Annotated in this window: 15 protein-coding genes and 2 pseudogenes; 12 read left to right on the forward strand and 5 right to left on the reverse strand. The window is 39.9% G+C overall.

Going from position 1 to position 16,695, the window contains the following annotated elements; translation table 11 throughout:
• Window positions 1-489: 489 nt before the first annotated feature.
• Window positions 490-1,170: an RNA polymerase sigma factor gene (locus tag AC58UU_RS39035; RefSeq protein ID WP_497322880.1), complete on the forward strand. Its 681-nt coding sequence runs from the start codon at window positions 490-492 to the stop codon at window positions 1,168-1,170.
• 77 nt (window positions 1,171-1,247) lie between these two features.
• Window positions 1,248-1,622 (forward strand): VOC family protein, encoded by a 375-nt coding sequence (locus tag AC58UU_RS39040; RefSeq protein ID WP_497322882.1) that lies wholly within the window; start codon window positions 1,248-1,250, stop codon window positions 1,620-1,622.
• 283 nt (window positions 1,623-1,905) lie between these two features.
• Here the strand turns inward: AC58UU_RS39040 and AC58UU_RS39045 are convergent, their stop codons facing one another.
• On the reverse strand, window positions 1,906-2,694 hold the full coding sequence (locus AC58UU_RS39045) for a DeoR/GlpR family DNA-binding transcription regulator (protein WP_497322883.1): 789 nt from the start codon (window positions 2,692-2,694) through the stop codon (window positions 1,906-1,908).
• Between the two features lie 368 nt (window positions 2,695-3,062).
• On the opposite strand from AC58UU_RS39045, the gene AC58UU_RS39050 reads away from it, so the two are divergent.
• The 8 genes from AC58UU_RS39050 (at window position 3,063) to AC58UU_RS39085 (ending at window position 9,963) form a co-directional block, all read left to right on the forward strand.
• Entirely contained in the window at window positions 3,063-3,398 is a 336-nt protein-coding gene (locus AC58UU_RS39050) for a hypothetical protein (protein ID WP_497322885.1), read from the forward strand.
• A gap of 206 nt (window positions 3,399-3,604) precedes the next feature.
• Complete coding sequence (locus AC58UU_RS39055; protein WP_497322886.1) at window positions 3,605-4,192, forward strand: Type 1 glutamine amidotransferase-like domain-containing protein; 588 nt, start codon at window positions 3,605-3,607, stop codon at window positions 4,190-4,192.
• Window positions 4,193-4,344: 152 nt separating this feature from the next.
• The gene (locus AC58UU_RS39060; protein WP_497322888.1) at window positions 4,345-4,674 is read left to right on the forward strand and encodes a DUF3892 domain-containing protein; all 330 of its coding nucleotides are present in this window, start codon (window positions 4,345-4,347) and stop codon (window positions 4,672-4,674) included.
• 786 nt (window positions 4,675-5,460) lie between these two features.
• The gene (locus AC58UU_RS39065) at window positions 5,461-6,906 is read left to right on the forward strand and encodes an FAD-dependent oxidoreductase (protein ID WP_497322890.1); all 1,446 of its coding nucleotides are present in this window, start codon (window positions 5,461-5,463) and stop codon (window positions 6,904-6,906) included.
• Window positions 6,907-6,920: 14 nt separating this feature from the next.
• Complete coding sequence (locus tag AC58UU_RS39070) at window positions 6,921-7,517, forward strand: TetR/AcrR family transcriptional regulator (RefSeq protein ID WP_497322891.1); 597 nt, start codon at window positions 6,921-6,923, stop codon at window positions 7,515-7,517.
• A 618-nt stretch (window positions 7,518-8,135) separates the two neighbouring features.
• Entirely contained in the window at window positions 8,136-8,267 is a 132-nt protein-coding gene (locus tag AC58UU_RS39075; RefSeq protein ID WP_497322893.1) for a hypothetical protein, read from the forward strand.
• A gap of 205 nt (window positions 8,268-8,472) precedes the next feature.
• The gene (locus tag AC58UU_RS39080) at window positions 8,473-8,856 is read left to right on the forward strand and encodes a MerR family transcriptional regulator (RefSeq protein ID WP_497322895.1); all 384 of its coding nucleotides are present in this window, start codon (window positions 8,473-8,475) and stop codon (window positions 8,854-8,856) included.
• A gap of 99 nt (window positions 8,857-8,955) precedes the next feature.
• The gene (locus AC58UU_RS39085) at window positions 8,956-9,963 is read left to right on the forward strand and encodes an aldo/keto reductase (protein WP_497322896.1); all 1,008 of its coding nucleotides are present in this window, start codon (window positions 8,956-8,958) and stop codon (window positions 9,961-9,963) included.
• A gap of 231 nt (window positions 9,964-10,194) precedes the next feature.
• On the opposite strand, the gene AC58UU_RS39090 is transcribed toward AC58UU_RS39085, so the two are convergent.
• From AC58UU_RS39090 to AC58UU_RS39105, 4 genes and pseudogenes are all read right to left on the reverse strand, one after another.
• A complete protein-coding gene (locus tag AC58UU_RS39090) occupies window positions 10,195-10,575 on the reverse strand; it encodes a DUF6262 family protein (protein WP_497322897.1) in 381 nt (126 codons plus the stop codon).
• Window positions 10,568-12,593, reverse strand: a pseudogene (locus tag AC58UU_RS39095) (site-specific integrase). The gene AC58UU_RS39090 and the pseudogene AC58UU_RS39095 overlap by 8 nt, the downstream one beginning before the upstream one ends.
• Before the next feature lie 6 nt (window positions 12,594-12,599).
• Window positions 12,600-13,169 (reverse strand): annotated as a pseudogene (locus AC58UU_RS39100) (tyrosine-type recombinase/integrase); the annotation flags it as partial.
• 212 nt (window positions 13,170-13,381) lie between these two features.
• Window positions 13,382-14,503: an NADH-dependent flavin oxidoreductase gene (locus tag AC58UU_RS39105; protein ID WP_497322899.1), complete on the reverse strand. Its 1,122-nt coding sequence runs from the start codon at window positions 14,501-14,503 to the stop codon at window positions 13,382-13,384.
• 169 nt (window positions 14,504-14,672) lie between these two features.
• Between AC58UU_RS39105 and AC58UU_RS39110 the strand changes: the two genes are divergently transcribed.
• The gene (locus tag AC58UU_RS39110; protein WP_307440055.1) at window positions 14,673-15,083 is read left to right on the forward strand and encodes a MerR family transcriptional regulator; all 411 of its coding nucleotides are present in this window, start codon (window positions 14,673-14,675) and stop codon (window positions 15,081-15,083) included.
• 713 nt (window positions 15,084-15,796) lie between these two features.
• A complete protein-coding gene (locus tag AC58UU_RS39115) occupies window positions 15,797-16,249 on the forward strand; it encodes a VOC family protein (RefSeq protein WP_497322900.1) in 453 nt (150 codons plus the stop codon).
• The last annotated feature ends 446 nt before the right edge of the window (window positions 16,250-16,695 follow it).

Below are 16,695 nucleotides of genomic sequence, written 5' to 3' on the forward strand. Positions count from 1 at the left end.
ATAGTTGATCGACCTTCCTCACCCAGCCGTAGTAGAAGTATTGACGGATTTTATCCATTTTCATCCTCTGTGGTGCAGCGCTGGTCTTGCGCTGCATGAACGGCTAACGGGGAACGATAGCTCAATGATAGAAACGGTATTTTGAAAGGAGTTAGGGGATTTGGCACAATGTCAGTCTTGTGGTGACAAAAAGCAAGATTCAGAACTGATACTTTTTGATGGCACTCCCCATCCAAATTTAGTCGATCAATTCAAAAAGAAACTTACTGCTCCTATCTTAATCTGTTTGCCGTGTTATTATGCGATCATAGGATTACGCTAACGGGTAACTATAGTTGAACAAAACAAGGAGCAGTTCTGCCGCAGTTGCTCCTTGTTTTTATTAAGCTAAAGGGCCTTTTAATTTATATGTAAAAGGAAAACTAAGGTAATTGGCGAAAAGGTTATTAGGTGAGGTGAATTTACATATCTACACTAGAGCTATCGCAAATGGAACAAACCATATATCGGTATTGTTTGTATATTACCCATAATCAGTGGGATGCAGAGGACTTATCGCAAGAGGTTCTATTTAAAGTGTATAAGGTGGTTAAATCGGATCCTTCACGAACGGTATCAAAGGCTTATCTGTATCGAATCGCCTCAAACGCATGGAAAGATAAAATAAAAATGGATAAACGCCGCATCCAGACCACAGATACGGCTTTTAATGATACATCATTTCATGATGGGGAGCTATTAACACGAGAGCTACTGGAAGCATTAGCTCACCGGTTATCACCACGGGCCTTAGTCATTTTGTTGCTCATAGATGTATTTGATTTTACTTCGAATGAAACCGCCGAGTTCTTATCACAAGCGGAAGGGACCGTCCAGGTGACTCTTGGGCGTGCTCGATTGAGATTAAAGAAGCTTGCCCGTCAAATTGAGGTAGCTAGTAAAGATCCTTTTGAGAGGGAAGTTCCGAAATCGTATGCCTCACAATTGGATTTGGATAGGCTCGTCGAAGCCTTCAAACAGAGAGACCTTAGTGCGATATGCAGGTGTTACCTCGAATTGGCCAAGATACGGGTGAAAATCAGCAACATCCGATTGGTAAATGGGAGGATCGCTTTCTATTTAGAAGATCCAGACGGGAACCAATTTATGGTGACGGAAAACTTTTTTTAAACCCTCTGTTTGGTTTTCGGTGAATGTGTCGTTTATTAGTTAAGTTCACATTAATACTTAAGGAGGAGATATTTAAGATGAGTCAAAGCCCATTTTTTGGTGTTGGTATTTTCGTCCCGGTCAGCGACCTGAAACGATCAACTGAATGGTATACCCGTGTGTTAGGATTTGAAATCATGCATAAAGATGAACCGAACGCTACTGTGACAATGATGAATGATAACAAAATCATTTTTTGTCTCGTGCGTTCCTACAACATTGAACAGAAACCATTTCCGAAAAATGATTATGGTGTAGGACAGTATTTTAACTTTCATACGCAAGATGTTGAGTCGGCATATAAACTTCTGCGGCAGCGAGGAGCCGATGTTGGTGAGATTGAGGAGTTCGACGGAATGCGAGGATTTTCACTTCAAGATCCTGACGGAAACAGATATGGGGTAGTGAACTAAGAGTTGAATGTTTGGACCGCATGATACCTTACAAACAAGCTATCACTCCGTTGAACTAATGGAGAAACGAGAGTTCAATAAAAACATGAAAAGGCAGCCAACCCAGGTGGGGTGGTTGCCTTTTCTCAAGTAACGGGCAGGATAGTTTAATTGTAATGAAGTTTAAGAGAAATGATTGCAAGTCTCTTATGGTATAATAAAATCGGAGCCGTTTAACGGCTCCAGGTCAGAGGAATAGACGTCCTGTGCGAAGGGCTACGTCTATTCCTTTCTTACGTTTTTACTACCTTTCATAGTCATCCTCACCAACCTTAGCAATGATTACCTTAACACCTTTACTTTCAATGTCCTCAATTGCTTCGATGGTTGCTTCTTCATCCGTAATGAGTATGTCAATTGGCGTAATAGGACCTAGCTTAGCAAATGCATCAATACCTAACTTCTCATGGGGAGCCAAACAAATGGTTTTCCTTGATATTTCAATTGCACTTCTTCCAAAGCTTGCTACTTCAGGAGTAGCCGTACTAATACCATTTTTAGAAATTGCACCACCCGTAATAAAACAAAGGTCTAATGAGAATTGTCGGATAAAATCATATGCTAATGAATCTGTAATGTTACCTGAACGCTTTACTTTGCCTCCGATAAGATAAACGTCTATGTGAGTACGTTCCTTCAAGTTATCCGCAATTCTAATTGAATTGGTTACTACAGTGAAAGGAAACTCAGGGAGATACTTTAACATTCCAAAATGAATACCAGCACCAGAAATAAAGACAGTATCCTTTTCTTGAATAAAGGTAGAGGCTTTCCTTGAAATGGCATTCTGAAGTGGAGTGCCTTCCCCATAACGTGATGAAAGTGATTCTGGCGTTGGAGTATTTCTTACTTTACCGGCGGGTACAGCACCACCATGAGTTCTCTTTAGTAATCCCTTTTCTTCCATGATTGAAAGGTCTCTTCTAATGGAGTCAATAGACATTTCAAACATATCTGCTAACTCCTTTGCAAGTATTCGACCGTTCTTGTGAAGAAGTTTTAGAATTTCTTCTCTACGTTCCTCAGAAAACATTGTACATACCTCCAAATGTAAAATTTCACCTTTTTCCAGTGATAGCTCCATTATATTCACGTTTGTTCGGCTTTGTCAATTGATTACCTTCCTGAATGTTCGTGTTTATTCATGATTTAGTGGTGGAAAACAATGATAACCCTTAATAAAAATGAACTGGGTGCATACTTTGTGTAAAGCATGGGGTTACTGAACAAACGGTAACGATAGTTGAACATACCTAAAAGGGCTGCCGTGTGCAGCCTTTTGTGCTAACGGGCAGAATACTTCCAAACTACTCTATAAATATATGGTGTTCATTTAACTGTTCAAATGGTAAAATATACCTAATTACTGAATTGGATCAGGTAACCTAGAGGTAAAACAATATGAAGTTAACAAAGCTTAAATTAGTATTCCTTGGTTTTTTCTTGCTTATTTCTATCGTTTATTTTGTGAACTATATAAAATTGTTCATTGATGCAAGTCATATTGATTCTAGTCCCGAAGCTTCAATTGAACAATATTTAAGGTCCAATACCAATGAATATAAGATAATAAATGTCACTTTAAGAGAAGAAAAGTTTAGAGAGCGTATATATATTCTTGAATGCGATTGTAACTTTAAAAATGAAGAGCACAAAGGCACTCAAAAATATAATGTTTATTTATTACAGGATATAGGTTGGGTTGTTACTAAAATTGAGATGATAAAAAATTTGTAGATATAGTCAAAACAGTAAAGAAGAACTCATTCGAACTCATTCGTTTCTGGACCAGTAGTTATTCAACTATCGAGCAACGATAGCACAATAATAATAGGCTACCGACATGCTCGGTAGCCTATTGTAGTAACGGGCAGAAGAGTTTAATGGGAAATTATGCTACGATACAATTAATGCAATAAATTTACGGAGGTGTTTATACTGTAATGTTACCTGTTTTTCTAACCTCAAATGGACTTTACGATGATGCAGTATTTACCCAATTTAATATAATACTGCAGGAACACAACGTAGAGAAAAAAATCTGTATTATTACCACAGCAATTAAGGATGCCGAAAATCGAAGTTTTCATACAAATAAAACAACTGTACAGCTAACTGACGTTGGGTTTTCGACGGTTGATTTCATTGATATCGCAAATGAAAATCCTCAGATTTTATATAATTATCCCATCGTTTGTATTTTCGGTGGAAACCCCTTTTACTTATTGGAACAAATTAAGAAAGCTAAGGTTGACGATATAATTATTGATATAAAGGAGAGCGGCAGCATGATCCTTGGTCACAGTTCGGGAGCTGTAGTACTTGGGAAGACAATAAAGCATGCAAATATTTTGCACCCTGAATGGAAAGATATTGGCCTAACTGATTTTGATGCTGTTGGTCTCATACCAGAAATCATTTTGCCGCATCACAACAGATATCTCGGGCAGGAACAGAAATTGGTGGATCTAGAAATTAAGGAGAACCTCAAATTAACCAGAATAGAGGATGGCCATTACATAGTCATATAATTCAAAAATGTTGACCTTTCAAACTGCATTATTGAGCTAACGGGGAACGTTAGTTCATAGTTAAACACCTATTTTTGTTGGAAAATTACATTATTTAAGAATAGGTGTATGTTCATTATCCAAAGGGAATCATGTACTGTGGAGGTGAGAATATGCCAAACTTCAATTCCAAAAATAATAATTTAAAATTCAAGGAAATTTACAACCATTACCGCCAAGAAGGTCAGCAGAGAGCAGCTCAAGAAATTAAAACTGAACCGGGAATGGAACAAATTGTATCGGTTCGGAAAAATGAAGACGGCGATATCATTGCGTTTAAAACGGATTCCGGTAGAGAACTCGATTATGTAACTGCTTTAAACGAAGCGAAAAGTGGTAATTTGGCGCACTTGGATGTATTCCATAAATACGGTCGCGATATCATTCGCAGTGAACCGGACGGATTTGATGGGAACAATTTAGATAACCTACCCACTTTCTAATTTAGTTTCATGTTCAAAAAAGATCTCCCGCCGCATAGCATAAACGACTGGATTTTTTCGGTTTGCGTTTTGTTATATATCCTCTATAAATACCTAAGACGAGGCTGCCGGCATGATTGGCAGCCTTTCGCTCACCTAACGGGTAGAATAATCAAGTACTTTACGTGTACGTTTGTAATGACGTCTAAAAGCTAAGCACTCTTCATAGTTCCACAACATCGCTTGTTATGCGAGATCTAATTGTCTCAACCAGCTTAAACATGGTTTCTACAAGTAGGGGGCGATCAGTTTTAGCAACGGGTTACAGACCCAGAGGAACGATCGATCTGCCCCGGCTACTGACAAATACACCACCAAAATGAAAGAGGTCAACCAGTGAATACTGGTTGACCTCATAATACGCCGAGGAACGATAGCTCTATAGGGTAGTCTACAACTTTTTTATACGGATTTAACTTAAGCAACACTTCAATTTATAAATATCTTTGAGATTAAAATGACCGGGATTCCTTGATAGATAAGGAGTCTCGGTCTAATACTTTATTATCACAGAGCAGTTGCGTTAACGGATTTTCGAAGCCATGGAGCGCAAACCTCCCATATTTTCACCTAAGGTCTTAGACATTGCCTTGCTTTGTCCTGTTAAAAAAAGGAATATAGCTTATTGACTTACGGGAAATAATCGTCTATCCTATTATTGACTGATTCAGTCAATCTAAAACTCGAACGCATTTTTTTAACTGAATATTGACTGATTCAATCAATCGAAAATTAGGAGCGAATCATATGAAGAATATACAAAAAGAAGGCAAGGCGATCGTGATCGGTGGCAGCATCACAGGTTTAATGACGGCAAGGGTCCTCTCGTCGTATTACGAAGAGGTAATCCTTATCGATAAGGATGAGTTTCCTCATCATCCCGCAGATCGGAATGGCGCTCCGCATGGCTTTCATCCCCATAGGTTCACACAGCGTGGTAAAATGATTACGGAGCAGCTTTTTCCTGGCTATGAGGAAGAACTGGTGGCTCTTGGTTCACCAAGTTCATTAAATAAAACCGTTCATATGATGAATCAATATGGAACGGTAGCCGGACCGTATCAACGGAATGATATCAAGTTCAGCCGTGCTGTACTGGAGTGGGTGATTCGTGGACGTGTACAGGAGATACCCAATGTACGGCTGCTAGCGGAGCATGATGTCATTGGGCTTCTTACAACTCCGAAATATACGGCTGTTACAGGGGTCCAAGTACGTAGGCGGGGAACAAGTAAGAAGAGCGAATTCTTGGCGGATCTTGTTGTGGATGCCAGCGGCCGCGCCTCCAAACTGACGAAATGGTTGAAGGAGTTTGGATATGATATACCTCGCTCTGATCGGATGAAAGCAGCTATCGGATACAGTACGCGTCGATATAACGTACCTGCGCATTTGAAGCACCTGATTGAGAAATGGGATGTGATCAACATCATGGGCCAACCGGTCAAGGGAACATTTACGGGTGTATTTTCCTTTATAGAGAATCAGGTGGCTGAAATGCTGCTGTATCGTCCAGGTGGGCACTATCCACCAACGAATGCGGAAGATTTCGAACAAGAGGTCGCTCAGCTTCTTACCCCCATGATTGCAGAAATCTTGTGTGAGCTCGAACCTATCACCCCGCCTAAGGGTTTTCGCGTACCAGAACTGTACCGTCACCACTATGAGCAAATGGAAAGATGGCCGGACGGATTGTTAGTGTTGGGCGACGCGTTCTGTATCTATGACCCGATTTTTGGTCAAGGGATGACGGTTGCTGCCATAGAAGTGGATTTGCTAAACACCTTGTTGCAGGAGCGACAGAACAACCCTGAGCTTCATTTCGAGCAAAAGGTGCTCCGTAGGTTACAAGAAAAGGTCATTACCCCTGCCTGGTGGTTAAATTGCGCGGCGGATTTACAGTGGGATGGCGTCGAATATGAGGCAGGCACAGAACCACTCAAGGGAATTACTTTTGGCAGCAGGTATATGAATTTGATCCTGAAAGAGGGGACTGCGAATCATAATTTCAAGCTATTCGGTTTGTACTGGGGCGTTAATTCGTTATCATTGCCTCTGCATGAATTGTTTAATCCACAGATGGTCAAGTCGGTGCTTGAGGCATCGGAGGAAGGACAGCAACTACTCGCGGACCTGCTGAAAGAATACGAGCTGCCGTTAGAAGAAGCATTAACTAAAATAATTCCAAGTTAGGAGTGAAAGACGTATTGTCTCCGTTGAATGAAGAACAACAGCATCACATTCGAGATGAACGCAGAGAGCAAATTATAAGCGCTGCGCTTAAAGTTTTTGCAAGGCGGGGGATTATTGGGACGAAAATGAGCATGATTGCCGCTGAAGCCGAGATTAGTCATGGACTGCTTTATCATTACTTTGCGTCTAAAGAAGAGCTTTTCACAACACTTGTTGAAAGAGCAATGATTGCATCGGATGAGGCTATGCAAAGTGTTTATGAGTTGCCTGGCTCGCCGATCGATAAAATCAGAGCGTTAACGCAAGATATGTTGGATGAAGGTGGTACGGACTACTTTTTGCTGATCCATCAGGCACGAACATCAGATGGAGTGCCTGAAAAGGTGTTGGAGTTGATGAAGCATTACTCGATGGACAATTACGTCAAGCAACTGCAGGCATTATTCCGTGAAGGACAAGAGCTCGGAGAGCTTGTAGATGACGATTTGGACGAAATGATTGCATCTTACTTATCGGTCCTCTCCGGTCTGATGGTGCTTAATGTGCAGAAGATTGGTGGCTACCAGCTTCCGAGTGTTGACGTGCTGCTGAGGATGATTGCTCCTTTATAGCGAAGAGTGACATGTCAAGTAAGGGCTGTTTTCAAGTAGATCTACTTGAAAACAGCCCGTTTTTTTAATTCAATTAATAATTGTCCGCCGACACAAACATCAGTGCATAAACGTTTTGCGACACAAACATATGCGCATAAGCCCTAGCTATTTCGCTCGACGGATTTTAATTAGAAAAGTCTGGCGGGAGTTGAGCTAACGGAAACGATAGTGGAAGAGGAGCTGCCTTGAAGCGGCTTCTTTTTGGCTTTCATTCAAGTAACGGGCAGTAGAGCATGGTGGCAAACGGCTATTTTCACTAGGGCATGAAGGGGAAGTAACAACAGATGTTCAAGGAAAATAAAGTATTAGACTGAAAATTATCAAGACCTAAACTTAAGGAAATCAAATAAAATAAAGGGTTCTACATATTATGCATGACTAATATGTAGAACCCTTTATTTTTAACTATCGTTCCCCTTTAGCCATCCATGCCGCTCACGCGACACCATAGATTATGGAAGTAATTGCGTTCTTCCATGGGAGCGTAACGAAAAAAACAGCCGATCATGTGGGCCGGCTACATTATGTCCGTATTTGTCGAGTGACAAGAATCTGATCCAATTTACGGCCGAGGACATGAACAATATCAAATTTACGACAAGTAAAGCAATGTTTGTCGTGACCATGAGTATCCCGTCGATCAGCGTGATAACGGTAGATGCGTATCTCTGGGATCGATGGCCATCGAAGTGTTTTCCACTTAAGTAGACATTGACTTTCTTTATAACCTGAAAATCGCTGGTTTAACGTAGGTATTGTATATGACTTCTCATGAAAGAATATAACAAAGGCATTGTCTCTAGACAAAAAATCGATCGGTTATTTAACTATTGAATTAAATCGATTGTTATAAATCGGTTATTACAGTACACTATGTTGAAGTTAACTTCAACATAAAAGGGGATTTGTTATAGTGTACACAATTAATGAAGTGAAAAAAATGTTCAATATATCTTCTTCAACACTACGTTTTTATGAAAAAGAAGGTATACTTCCAAAAATCAATCGAGATACGAATGGACGAAGAATATATGATGATGCCGAATTAGAATGGTTGCAATTGGTAATTGCTTTAAAAGACACGGGAATGGCATTAGATACAATAAAAGAATACCTTATAATGGCCTATGAGGGTGATGAAACTTTGGAAAAAAGAAGAAAACTTCTGTTAGAACATAAGCAAAGTGTTGAGAAGAAATTATCAATAACTTTGAACCATCTTGAAAAAATAAACAAAAAAATAATACTTTATGATGTACTTGTTCTTAAGAAAGATCCTCAAGACTTAACCATATAACTGCCTTACTTGACTTAAAGATTACTTTAACATGTATAGTTTAGTTATACGTATGACAGAGGTCGTTTAAAGAATTAGCCTCTTCGTTGATACGTACACTTGAAAGGAAGTGAAATTGTGAAAACAAGAATTTTAGGTCAACAGGGTTTACGCGTTTCCACACTTGGATTTGGCTGCATGGGGATTTCTATAGCATATGGTCCATCTAATGAAGAGGAAGGTATCAAAACCATACGACATGCCTATGAACTTGGCATAAATTTTTTCGACACTGCTGAGTTATACGGTAACGGTCACAATGAGCAAGTACTCGGTAAAGCAGTCAAAGGCTTCCGCGATCAAGTTGTACTCGCGACTAAGTTTGGTTTTGACATGAAAACTGACCCTATAGGCTCCCGATTTAACAGCCATCCCGATAATATTCGAAAGGTTGCAGAGAATAGTCTGCGTTACTTGCAAACGGATTACATTGACGTCTTTTATCAGCATATCCCTGATCCAAATATACCAATCGAAGAAGTTGCAGGCGTAGTGGGAGAACTGATTCAACAAGGTAAAGTTAAATATTTTGGATTGAGTAATGCAGGCCCGAAAACAATTCGTCGTGCACATGCTGTGACGCCAGTATCTGTATTGCAGAGTGAGTACTCCATTTTTGAACGTGAGCTTGAAGATCGAAAGATTCTTGCAGTGTTAGAAGAGTTGGGTATTGGGTTGGTCCCATACGCGCCATTAGGTAGGGGCTTCCTGACTAACTCCGTCAAACCCGCTGAGGAGTATCCGGCAGACGATTTTCGGCGCATTGACGAGCGTTGGCAGGGTGACAATTTTACCTATAACTTGAATGCAGTCCAACAGCTTAATGAACTGGCTTCCAATAAGAATATTACGGTTGCGCAGTTGGCACTTGCCTGGCTACTAGCTCAAAATGAGAATATTGTTCCTATCCCTGGAACACGTAGCCTAAAGCGAGTAGAGGAGAACGTGGGTGCTGCCGATCTCGCGCTTACTGAGCAGGATCTTGCACGTATTGCCGAAATTCTTCCTCATGGATCGGCGGGTAGTCGATATCCTGCAGGTATGATAGAGAATTATACTAGAGATTAACATCTAAATTGAAAATAGGATTATAATAGCGGCAGTCAAGGATTGTATTACCTCAGTCCAAGGCTGCCGCTGTTTATGTTATATTACCACGAATTGTCTGTTATTTATAATTCAAGCGTATTACAGACCCACTCGTTTCCTTCTCCGGGTACGCATAAATAAGCAGCGATCTTGCGAGTCTTAAATCCCTTTGTTATTGTCAAGCTATCCTGCCCGTTCAATGAAGTGCAACTAAAATTTTTCGTAAATCTGAGCATAAGCCTTTTTCATTTCTTCTCGTAATTCTTTGTTCTCGTTCTCCAGTGCTTTGATTTTACGTTTTAATGTTTCGATGATTACATCCTTATTCGCATCATTCATCTCACGCTTTACTTGTTTTGGAGTAGGTGCTTGTGATTGTTGACGGCGTAAGGATTCGATCCTCTCGCGGATATCTGAATGGTTATATAAACTCGCTTTCGATACACCCGATTCTTCTGATACGCTATTGAAATTGATGCTCTTGTTGGCTCGTAAGAGGCGTATAATCGCCTGATCTACCTTCTCTAAGGTACTCGCCTTCCGTTGGGCATGGATTCTCTTCAGATGAGCTGTACGGTCGTAATTAGCCATTCCCAGCACTCACCTTTCTTTTTATACGGTCTTGTCTACCGAAAATGATATTGCCTTCTTGAAGGTTAGTTAGAATCCCCTGATAACGTAGTAGATTTTTCTCATTCTTCTCAGCCATATCTTCACGACCATGTTGTTTTGCTGCCACAATAGCCTTTGATGTGGTTTTAATATGCAGTTCATATTTCTGTACATCCAATTCAGAGAAGCCTATGGCTAAATCTTTACATGGGCTTCCTCCATTACACGTTAAGCAAGGTGGTGCTTCCATGTGAGGGCATTCACCTTTTAAACGAGCGTGGCATGTCCCATAAGGGTTATCCATTGCATTCAACTTATGGTCTTGCCATAACGCATTTAAGATCTCTACAGGAATGTCTTCTCCCACTTTAATTTCTTGCACATCACCGTTAAGGTCAAAGCTAAAAACACCTTGAGTGATTACAGTTTCAAAAGCCTTTCTTTTCGTATCGTCCAACAACTTTGCATACCGCAAGGTCATTTCAGGAGAAGCATGGGCTAACAACTCTTGGACAGTCAGAATGTCCGCTCCACCATTTAGCATCTTAACTGCATAAGTATGTCTAAACTGATGGGTTTTAAAGTGAAATACATACCCATTTTCATCGGTGATATTCTTTTTCATAGCCAGTACATTTAATTGTCTCAGAAGCCAATGCTGGTTGAATGGCCTTCCTTTGCGAGCGCCACGATAACGAACAAAAATTAATCCTTCTGGATTATTATCTTGATTGCTTTTTTCTTTTGAATGTTGAATGAGAACTGCAAGAATATCCGCCAACTTTTCGTCAATGGGAATTCGATGACCTTGAACATAAGTCTTTTCAATATCCGTTATAATGGAGTATTTGCCGTTTAGTTTTACTAAGCAGTCCGAAGTTAAGCCTAACACATCGGAAACGCGCAGCCCTGTTTTAAAGGCAACCCATACGATAGGAGTTATCTCTTTAGGTAAGTCATTAATATGGGTGAATAATTGCTCTAAAACATAATCTGGAATGTAGTCAATTTGGTCAATAGATTTTTTTCGAAGCTTGGGCTTATCCTCTGGAAAAAGGAGCCTTTGTACAGGAGTTTCAGGAGCGATGTCATATTCGTAACGGTGAAGATCCTCCAGAAACTTGCCGACAACTAGAACTCCTTTGTTTATATAACGTTCAGGATGTGTATTTCTGTGCTTTATACTTCCCTTGGCATACTCGTGTAACCATTGAATATATATTTCCATGTGAGTGCGTTTTAAGCCTCTTAAATCGTTCCAATTTGGTTCCATTGAAGACACACAAGAAAGAAAATTTGGTAAAAAACTCATATAAGCTATTGCTGAAGCCCAAGTAAAGTTGTGTTTACTCAGTAGACGTAGTTTAATGTACTTTTTAATCTGAAGACGCATATTAAAACTTTCGATCTTCGTGAAATCAAGATAGTGAGCAGAATTACTCTTGTTATAGTGAATCCCATATTTATCATGCAGTATCCTTACATCCCAGCGATCTTTTTCCCATTCTTCACGGGTGTCTGTTAATTGCAAGAACTTTGAAAGAAACAATCGCAAATAGCCCGCCAAATGTGTTTTTCGTGTAACTTCGGCACGAAATGCATGTTTTTGAATCTCTTGTGTCTTATATTTCTGTTCATGCAACCAAAATAGCCATCAGCATTGTCCCACAAAAATAGTGACGAGAGCTTTCTCAGCATAAAATAGCTCGTGATACCAAAAATATTTTGCTTCTAAATTAACCGTAGAGCTTTTGATTCGAAAATGGATATTTTGAGTTGAGTGATTATAATTCTCCGCCAGCTTTTTAAACTGTTTGATATCTCCGATAAAATCAACATTCCATTCCATTGACCAGGAAATAAGGATTATTTACATGCTTCACGTTTATAGATCCATCAGTATGAATGGTCTTCTCAGGATAAGCAGAAAGCTCTTGCTCTAATCTCTCATGAAAGCTTAATTCCTCACGGTATGTACGTAGAATGGTTTTTTTCATATTCAATCACCTTGAATCCTTTATATTGATCTGAAAGGCTGTCTGTGCTTTCTCCCAATCCTTACGAATGTCATCTTCTGAAAGATGTAGGTATAGATTCATCGTGGTCTGAATCTGCGAATGTCCTAAACGTTCCTGCACTTGCTTTATGTCTTTGGTTTCTTGGTAATACATCGTAGCGTGTGTGTGTCTAAAAAGGTGGGGGTGAAGTTTGCGAATTCCCGTTTTCTCCCTTAAACGCTTAAAAAGAGCTTCTACAGCGGTAAGTGTCAGGGGCCTACCTTTATTTTCACCTCGAAGAATTACAAAAACGAAATTGGAACGAAAGTCCAACTCATCAAGGACTTCATATAAGTAGTCATCAAACAAGTCCATTAACGCTTGGGACACATATATTCCGCGCTCACCTGTTTTGAGCATGGCTCCGTTTTCTAATTCCCCTCGATCCTTTAGAACAATCCGATGGCCTCTGTAATCAAACTTAAAATCTTCCAAATAGAGTGAGAGGACTTCACCAATTCGCAAACCTGTTTCAAATAACACTTGGATGAGAAACTGATCTCTGATGTTTGTTGTTGGAGCAGTAGCCTTAGATTCAGGTTATTTAACGCCCCTAATTTGCAAAGACCTTCAAGATCGAAATACACGCGGTATGTGTGTCCGCAGCAGCAAGAATTGCCCTACCGAACTACGGATGGACGGAGCACCTTAGAGTTAGCAAAAGAAACCCGAAGTCTCATAAAAGACTTGGGGTTCTCGTTAATCTGAGTAGCCTTTAGGACTACTTTTTAGTTACTAATATTAAACCAACCCGGCAAGGCTTGAATTACATTCCAAAGTTTTTCTGGAATATTAAGCTGGTCGAGTTTTAAAACGTTCAACTCAGAATCTACCTCGGCTTCACGTCCATTTGCGACCTTTTCAACCCAATTAGGATCCATAATTAACGCATGCCCAATGGCGACTAGCGGCAATCCTAATTCCACAGCTTTAAGAGCATCATCCGGTGTTATTATGGAACCAGCAGCCATCACAGGTACCTTACCGTTTGCTCTTTCAAGAATCAATTCAAGCCGTGTTTTTTCATCTTGACTATCTACTGGCTTTGAAGACACATTATCTAATGAAGCATGTATATAATCTAAATCTTGTTCAACAAGGATATCAATTAATTCATACGTATCTTTCATGCGTAATCCGTCCACTTTGGAGGACTCTTCAGGGGAAAATCGGAATCCTAAAATGAATGGTTTTGTAGCATGTTTTTCAATGACATTTTTGATTTCTTCAATAATCGCCAATGGAAAACGCAAGCGATTTTCAAGTGATCCTCCCCATTGGTCCGTCCGTTGATTTGTCGCTGGCGACCAGAAGTTTTGAATTAAAAATCCATGAGCCCCATGAATTTCGATGCCATCAAATCCGGCTTCAATCGCTCTTCTCGTTGTGTCTCCAAAAGCACGTATAATCGACAGGATTTCCTCATGTGATAGCTCTCTTGTTTCTACAGTTGGGCCAAGAGCAGTAGCCTCAGATTGCAATGCACTCGCACTAACTGCATCCAATCCAGGCAAGGCTTTATTGCCAGCATGGAAAATCTGTAGGATCGCAGGAGAGCCTCCACTTTTCGCTGCCTCAGCTAATTTTCGTAAACTTGGAGTAAATTCATCATTGTACCCAGCGAATTCATTCGTAAAACCCTGCCCATTAGGTGTAACATGAGTACACCCTGTAATGACGAGTCCTACCCCGTTCACTCTTTGTTTGTAATACTTTACTTCGTCATCCGAAATGGTAAGATCGTCATTACTTGACCAGGTTGTCATAGGTGCCATAACGATACTATTCTTTATTGTTATTCCACTTCTGAATGTGAAGGATTCAAATAACCTACTGTATTTTTGATTCATTTCTTTAACCTCGCTATCATATTTTCTTTTCTATTTCAGTGTAATTGGTTACCGTTACAGTAAGTAAAGGATTTATTTTTATATGATTACAAATAGAATAGTTGTCTTATCATTCTCCATATGATATATATTTAGTTACAGTAACTGTAACTAAAGGTGGGACAAGTAGATGTTGTATTCAATGACATATGTAGTGGAGAATTTAAATGTATCTGCAAAGACACTTAGATTTTATGAAGAGCAAGGGATATTACCAAATATATCTCGTGACGAAAAAGGCCGTAGAGTTTATAACAAACAACAAATAGACTGGATTTCTTTTATTCGTTGTCTCAAAGAGACAGGAATGCCTCTTTCAAAAATCAAGGATTACAAGGAACTTTATGAATTAGGAAGTCCTACCTTCTTGCAAAGAGAAGAAATGTTGATGCAGCATAAATTGGAAGTGCAGAAGAAAATTGACGAAAGTCTAAAACACTTGGAAGAAATAAACTATAAAATAGCCATGTATGAACTTCAGAAAGAAGAGGTTATGAAAAATCCCAACTATAACTTTAAATGTCACGGTTACTTAAGCTAACGGAGAACGTTAGTTAAAAACATGTGAAGGACAGGTTAGTTTAATCTCTTTAAATTATAAGGTGGTGAAGGGTTGAACTTCATTATCATAGCAATTTCTTTCATCGTTTCAACGGTTTTATCTATCTTTATTATGAGGAACAGGAAAAGCAAATGGTTAGGAATGTTATCGGCTTTTGTTATCAACACAATAATATTGGGTTTAGCATATTGGTTCCTGTACAACTTAAACGAGGAATCAAAATTGTTTGGAATTGATTTTTATAGTCGTTATGTATTAGTAATTTCTATCCCGATAATAACTTGGATTAACTTTATCATTCTCTCTTTTAATAGAAGAGGGAAGTAAGTGCATGTATATGAACTGTTATTTCAATTAGTCGAATTAATCTAATGGATAACGATAGTTCAAGCGCAACACAACGGCAGCCGGTATACGATCGGCTACCGTTGTCCGTTAAAGTAACGGGCAGTTATGCGTGGTGATAATTAAAATATCTTCTTTACAAGCGAACGTGCATTCGGTATTATATTAATGGGTGAATTTACCATAATTTTGAGAGAGTGATAAATGGCGGAGATTACCACCAACGAAGTTCGTAAATAAGTCGTTATGCGCAACTTTATGACAGAGACGCTTAGACATAAACTAAACTTAATTGAGGAAAGCTTTAAATAGAGATTGTGACTTTTAATTCATAAGGAGATAAAACTATGACAAAAAATAAATTACTACGAATGGACAACGTCCTCATCGTCGTTGACGACCTCGAAGCCGTTAAAGCCTTCTTTCTCCAACTCGGATTCGAGTTGGAGGGCGAAACGACCGTCGAGGGCTCCTCAGTAGATCGTCTCATTGGCCTTCAGAACGTCTGTGCTACCCTCGTGTTTATGCGCACTCCGGACGGCCACGGACGGATCGAGTTGGACAAGTTCCACACGCCGGATGCGATCAGAACTGGGCCCGAGAAGGCTCCGGTGAACGAACTCGGGATCCGCCGCATCATGTTCGCCGTCGATGACATCGATGACGTGGTCGCGCGCCTGCTTGCCCATGGCGCCGAACTGGTCGGCGAAGTGGTGCAATACGGGGACACGAATCGACTCGCCTACATCCGCGGTCCCGAAGGCATCATCGTCGGGTTGAGCGAGCAGCTCAAGCAATAAATCGATAACGGATGTTTTAGGAAATTCACCATCAATATATCAAACAATTAGGAACTGATATGATAACGGAAATCCTAACATATCCTGATCTATCTGAGTTCACATTCAAAGATCCAGATGGAAATATCATTATGATTTGTTCTTGTTTAAGTAACTAGAAAAAAGATATGAAAGGTACCTAAATAGGTGTTTTCAAAGATGGCTCTGACATCTGATAACACCATATTCACGCATCGGGGCATTCGCCCCTCGGTCATGGCAATAATTAATCTCTTATGGCGTAACGCTAACGGTGAACTATAGGTTAATTAATAAAAGGGCTGCCGCGTGGCAGCCCTTTACTCAACTACCATGAAAATTAAAAATCGGCAGTCGAAGAAAAAGAACAGCACTAAAGAAGACGCAGCTAATTCATTTTTTGAAAATGTGCAGCGCCTAGGATATTG

The organism is Paenibacillus sp. JT22N1, from assembly GCF_059692155.1.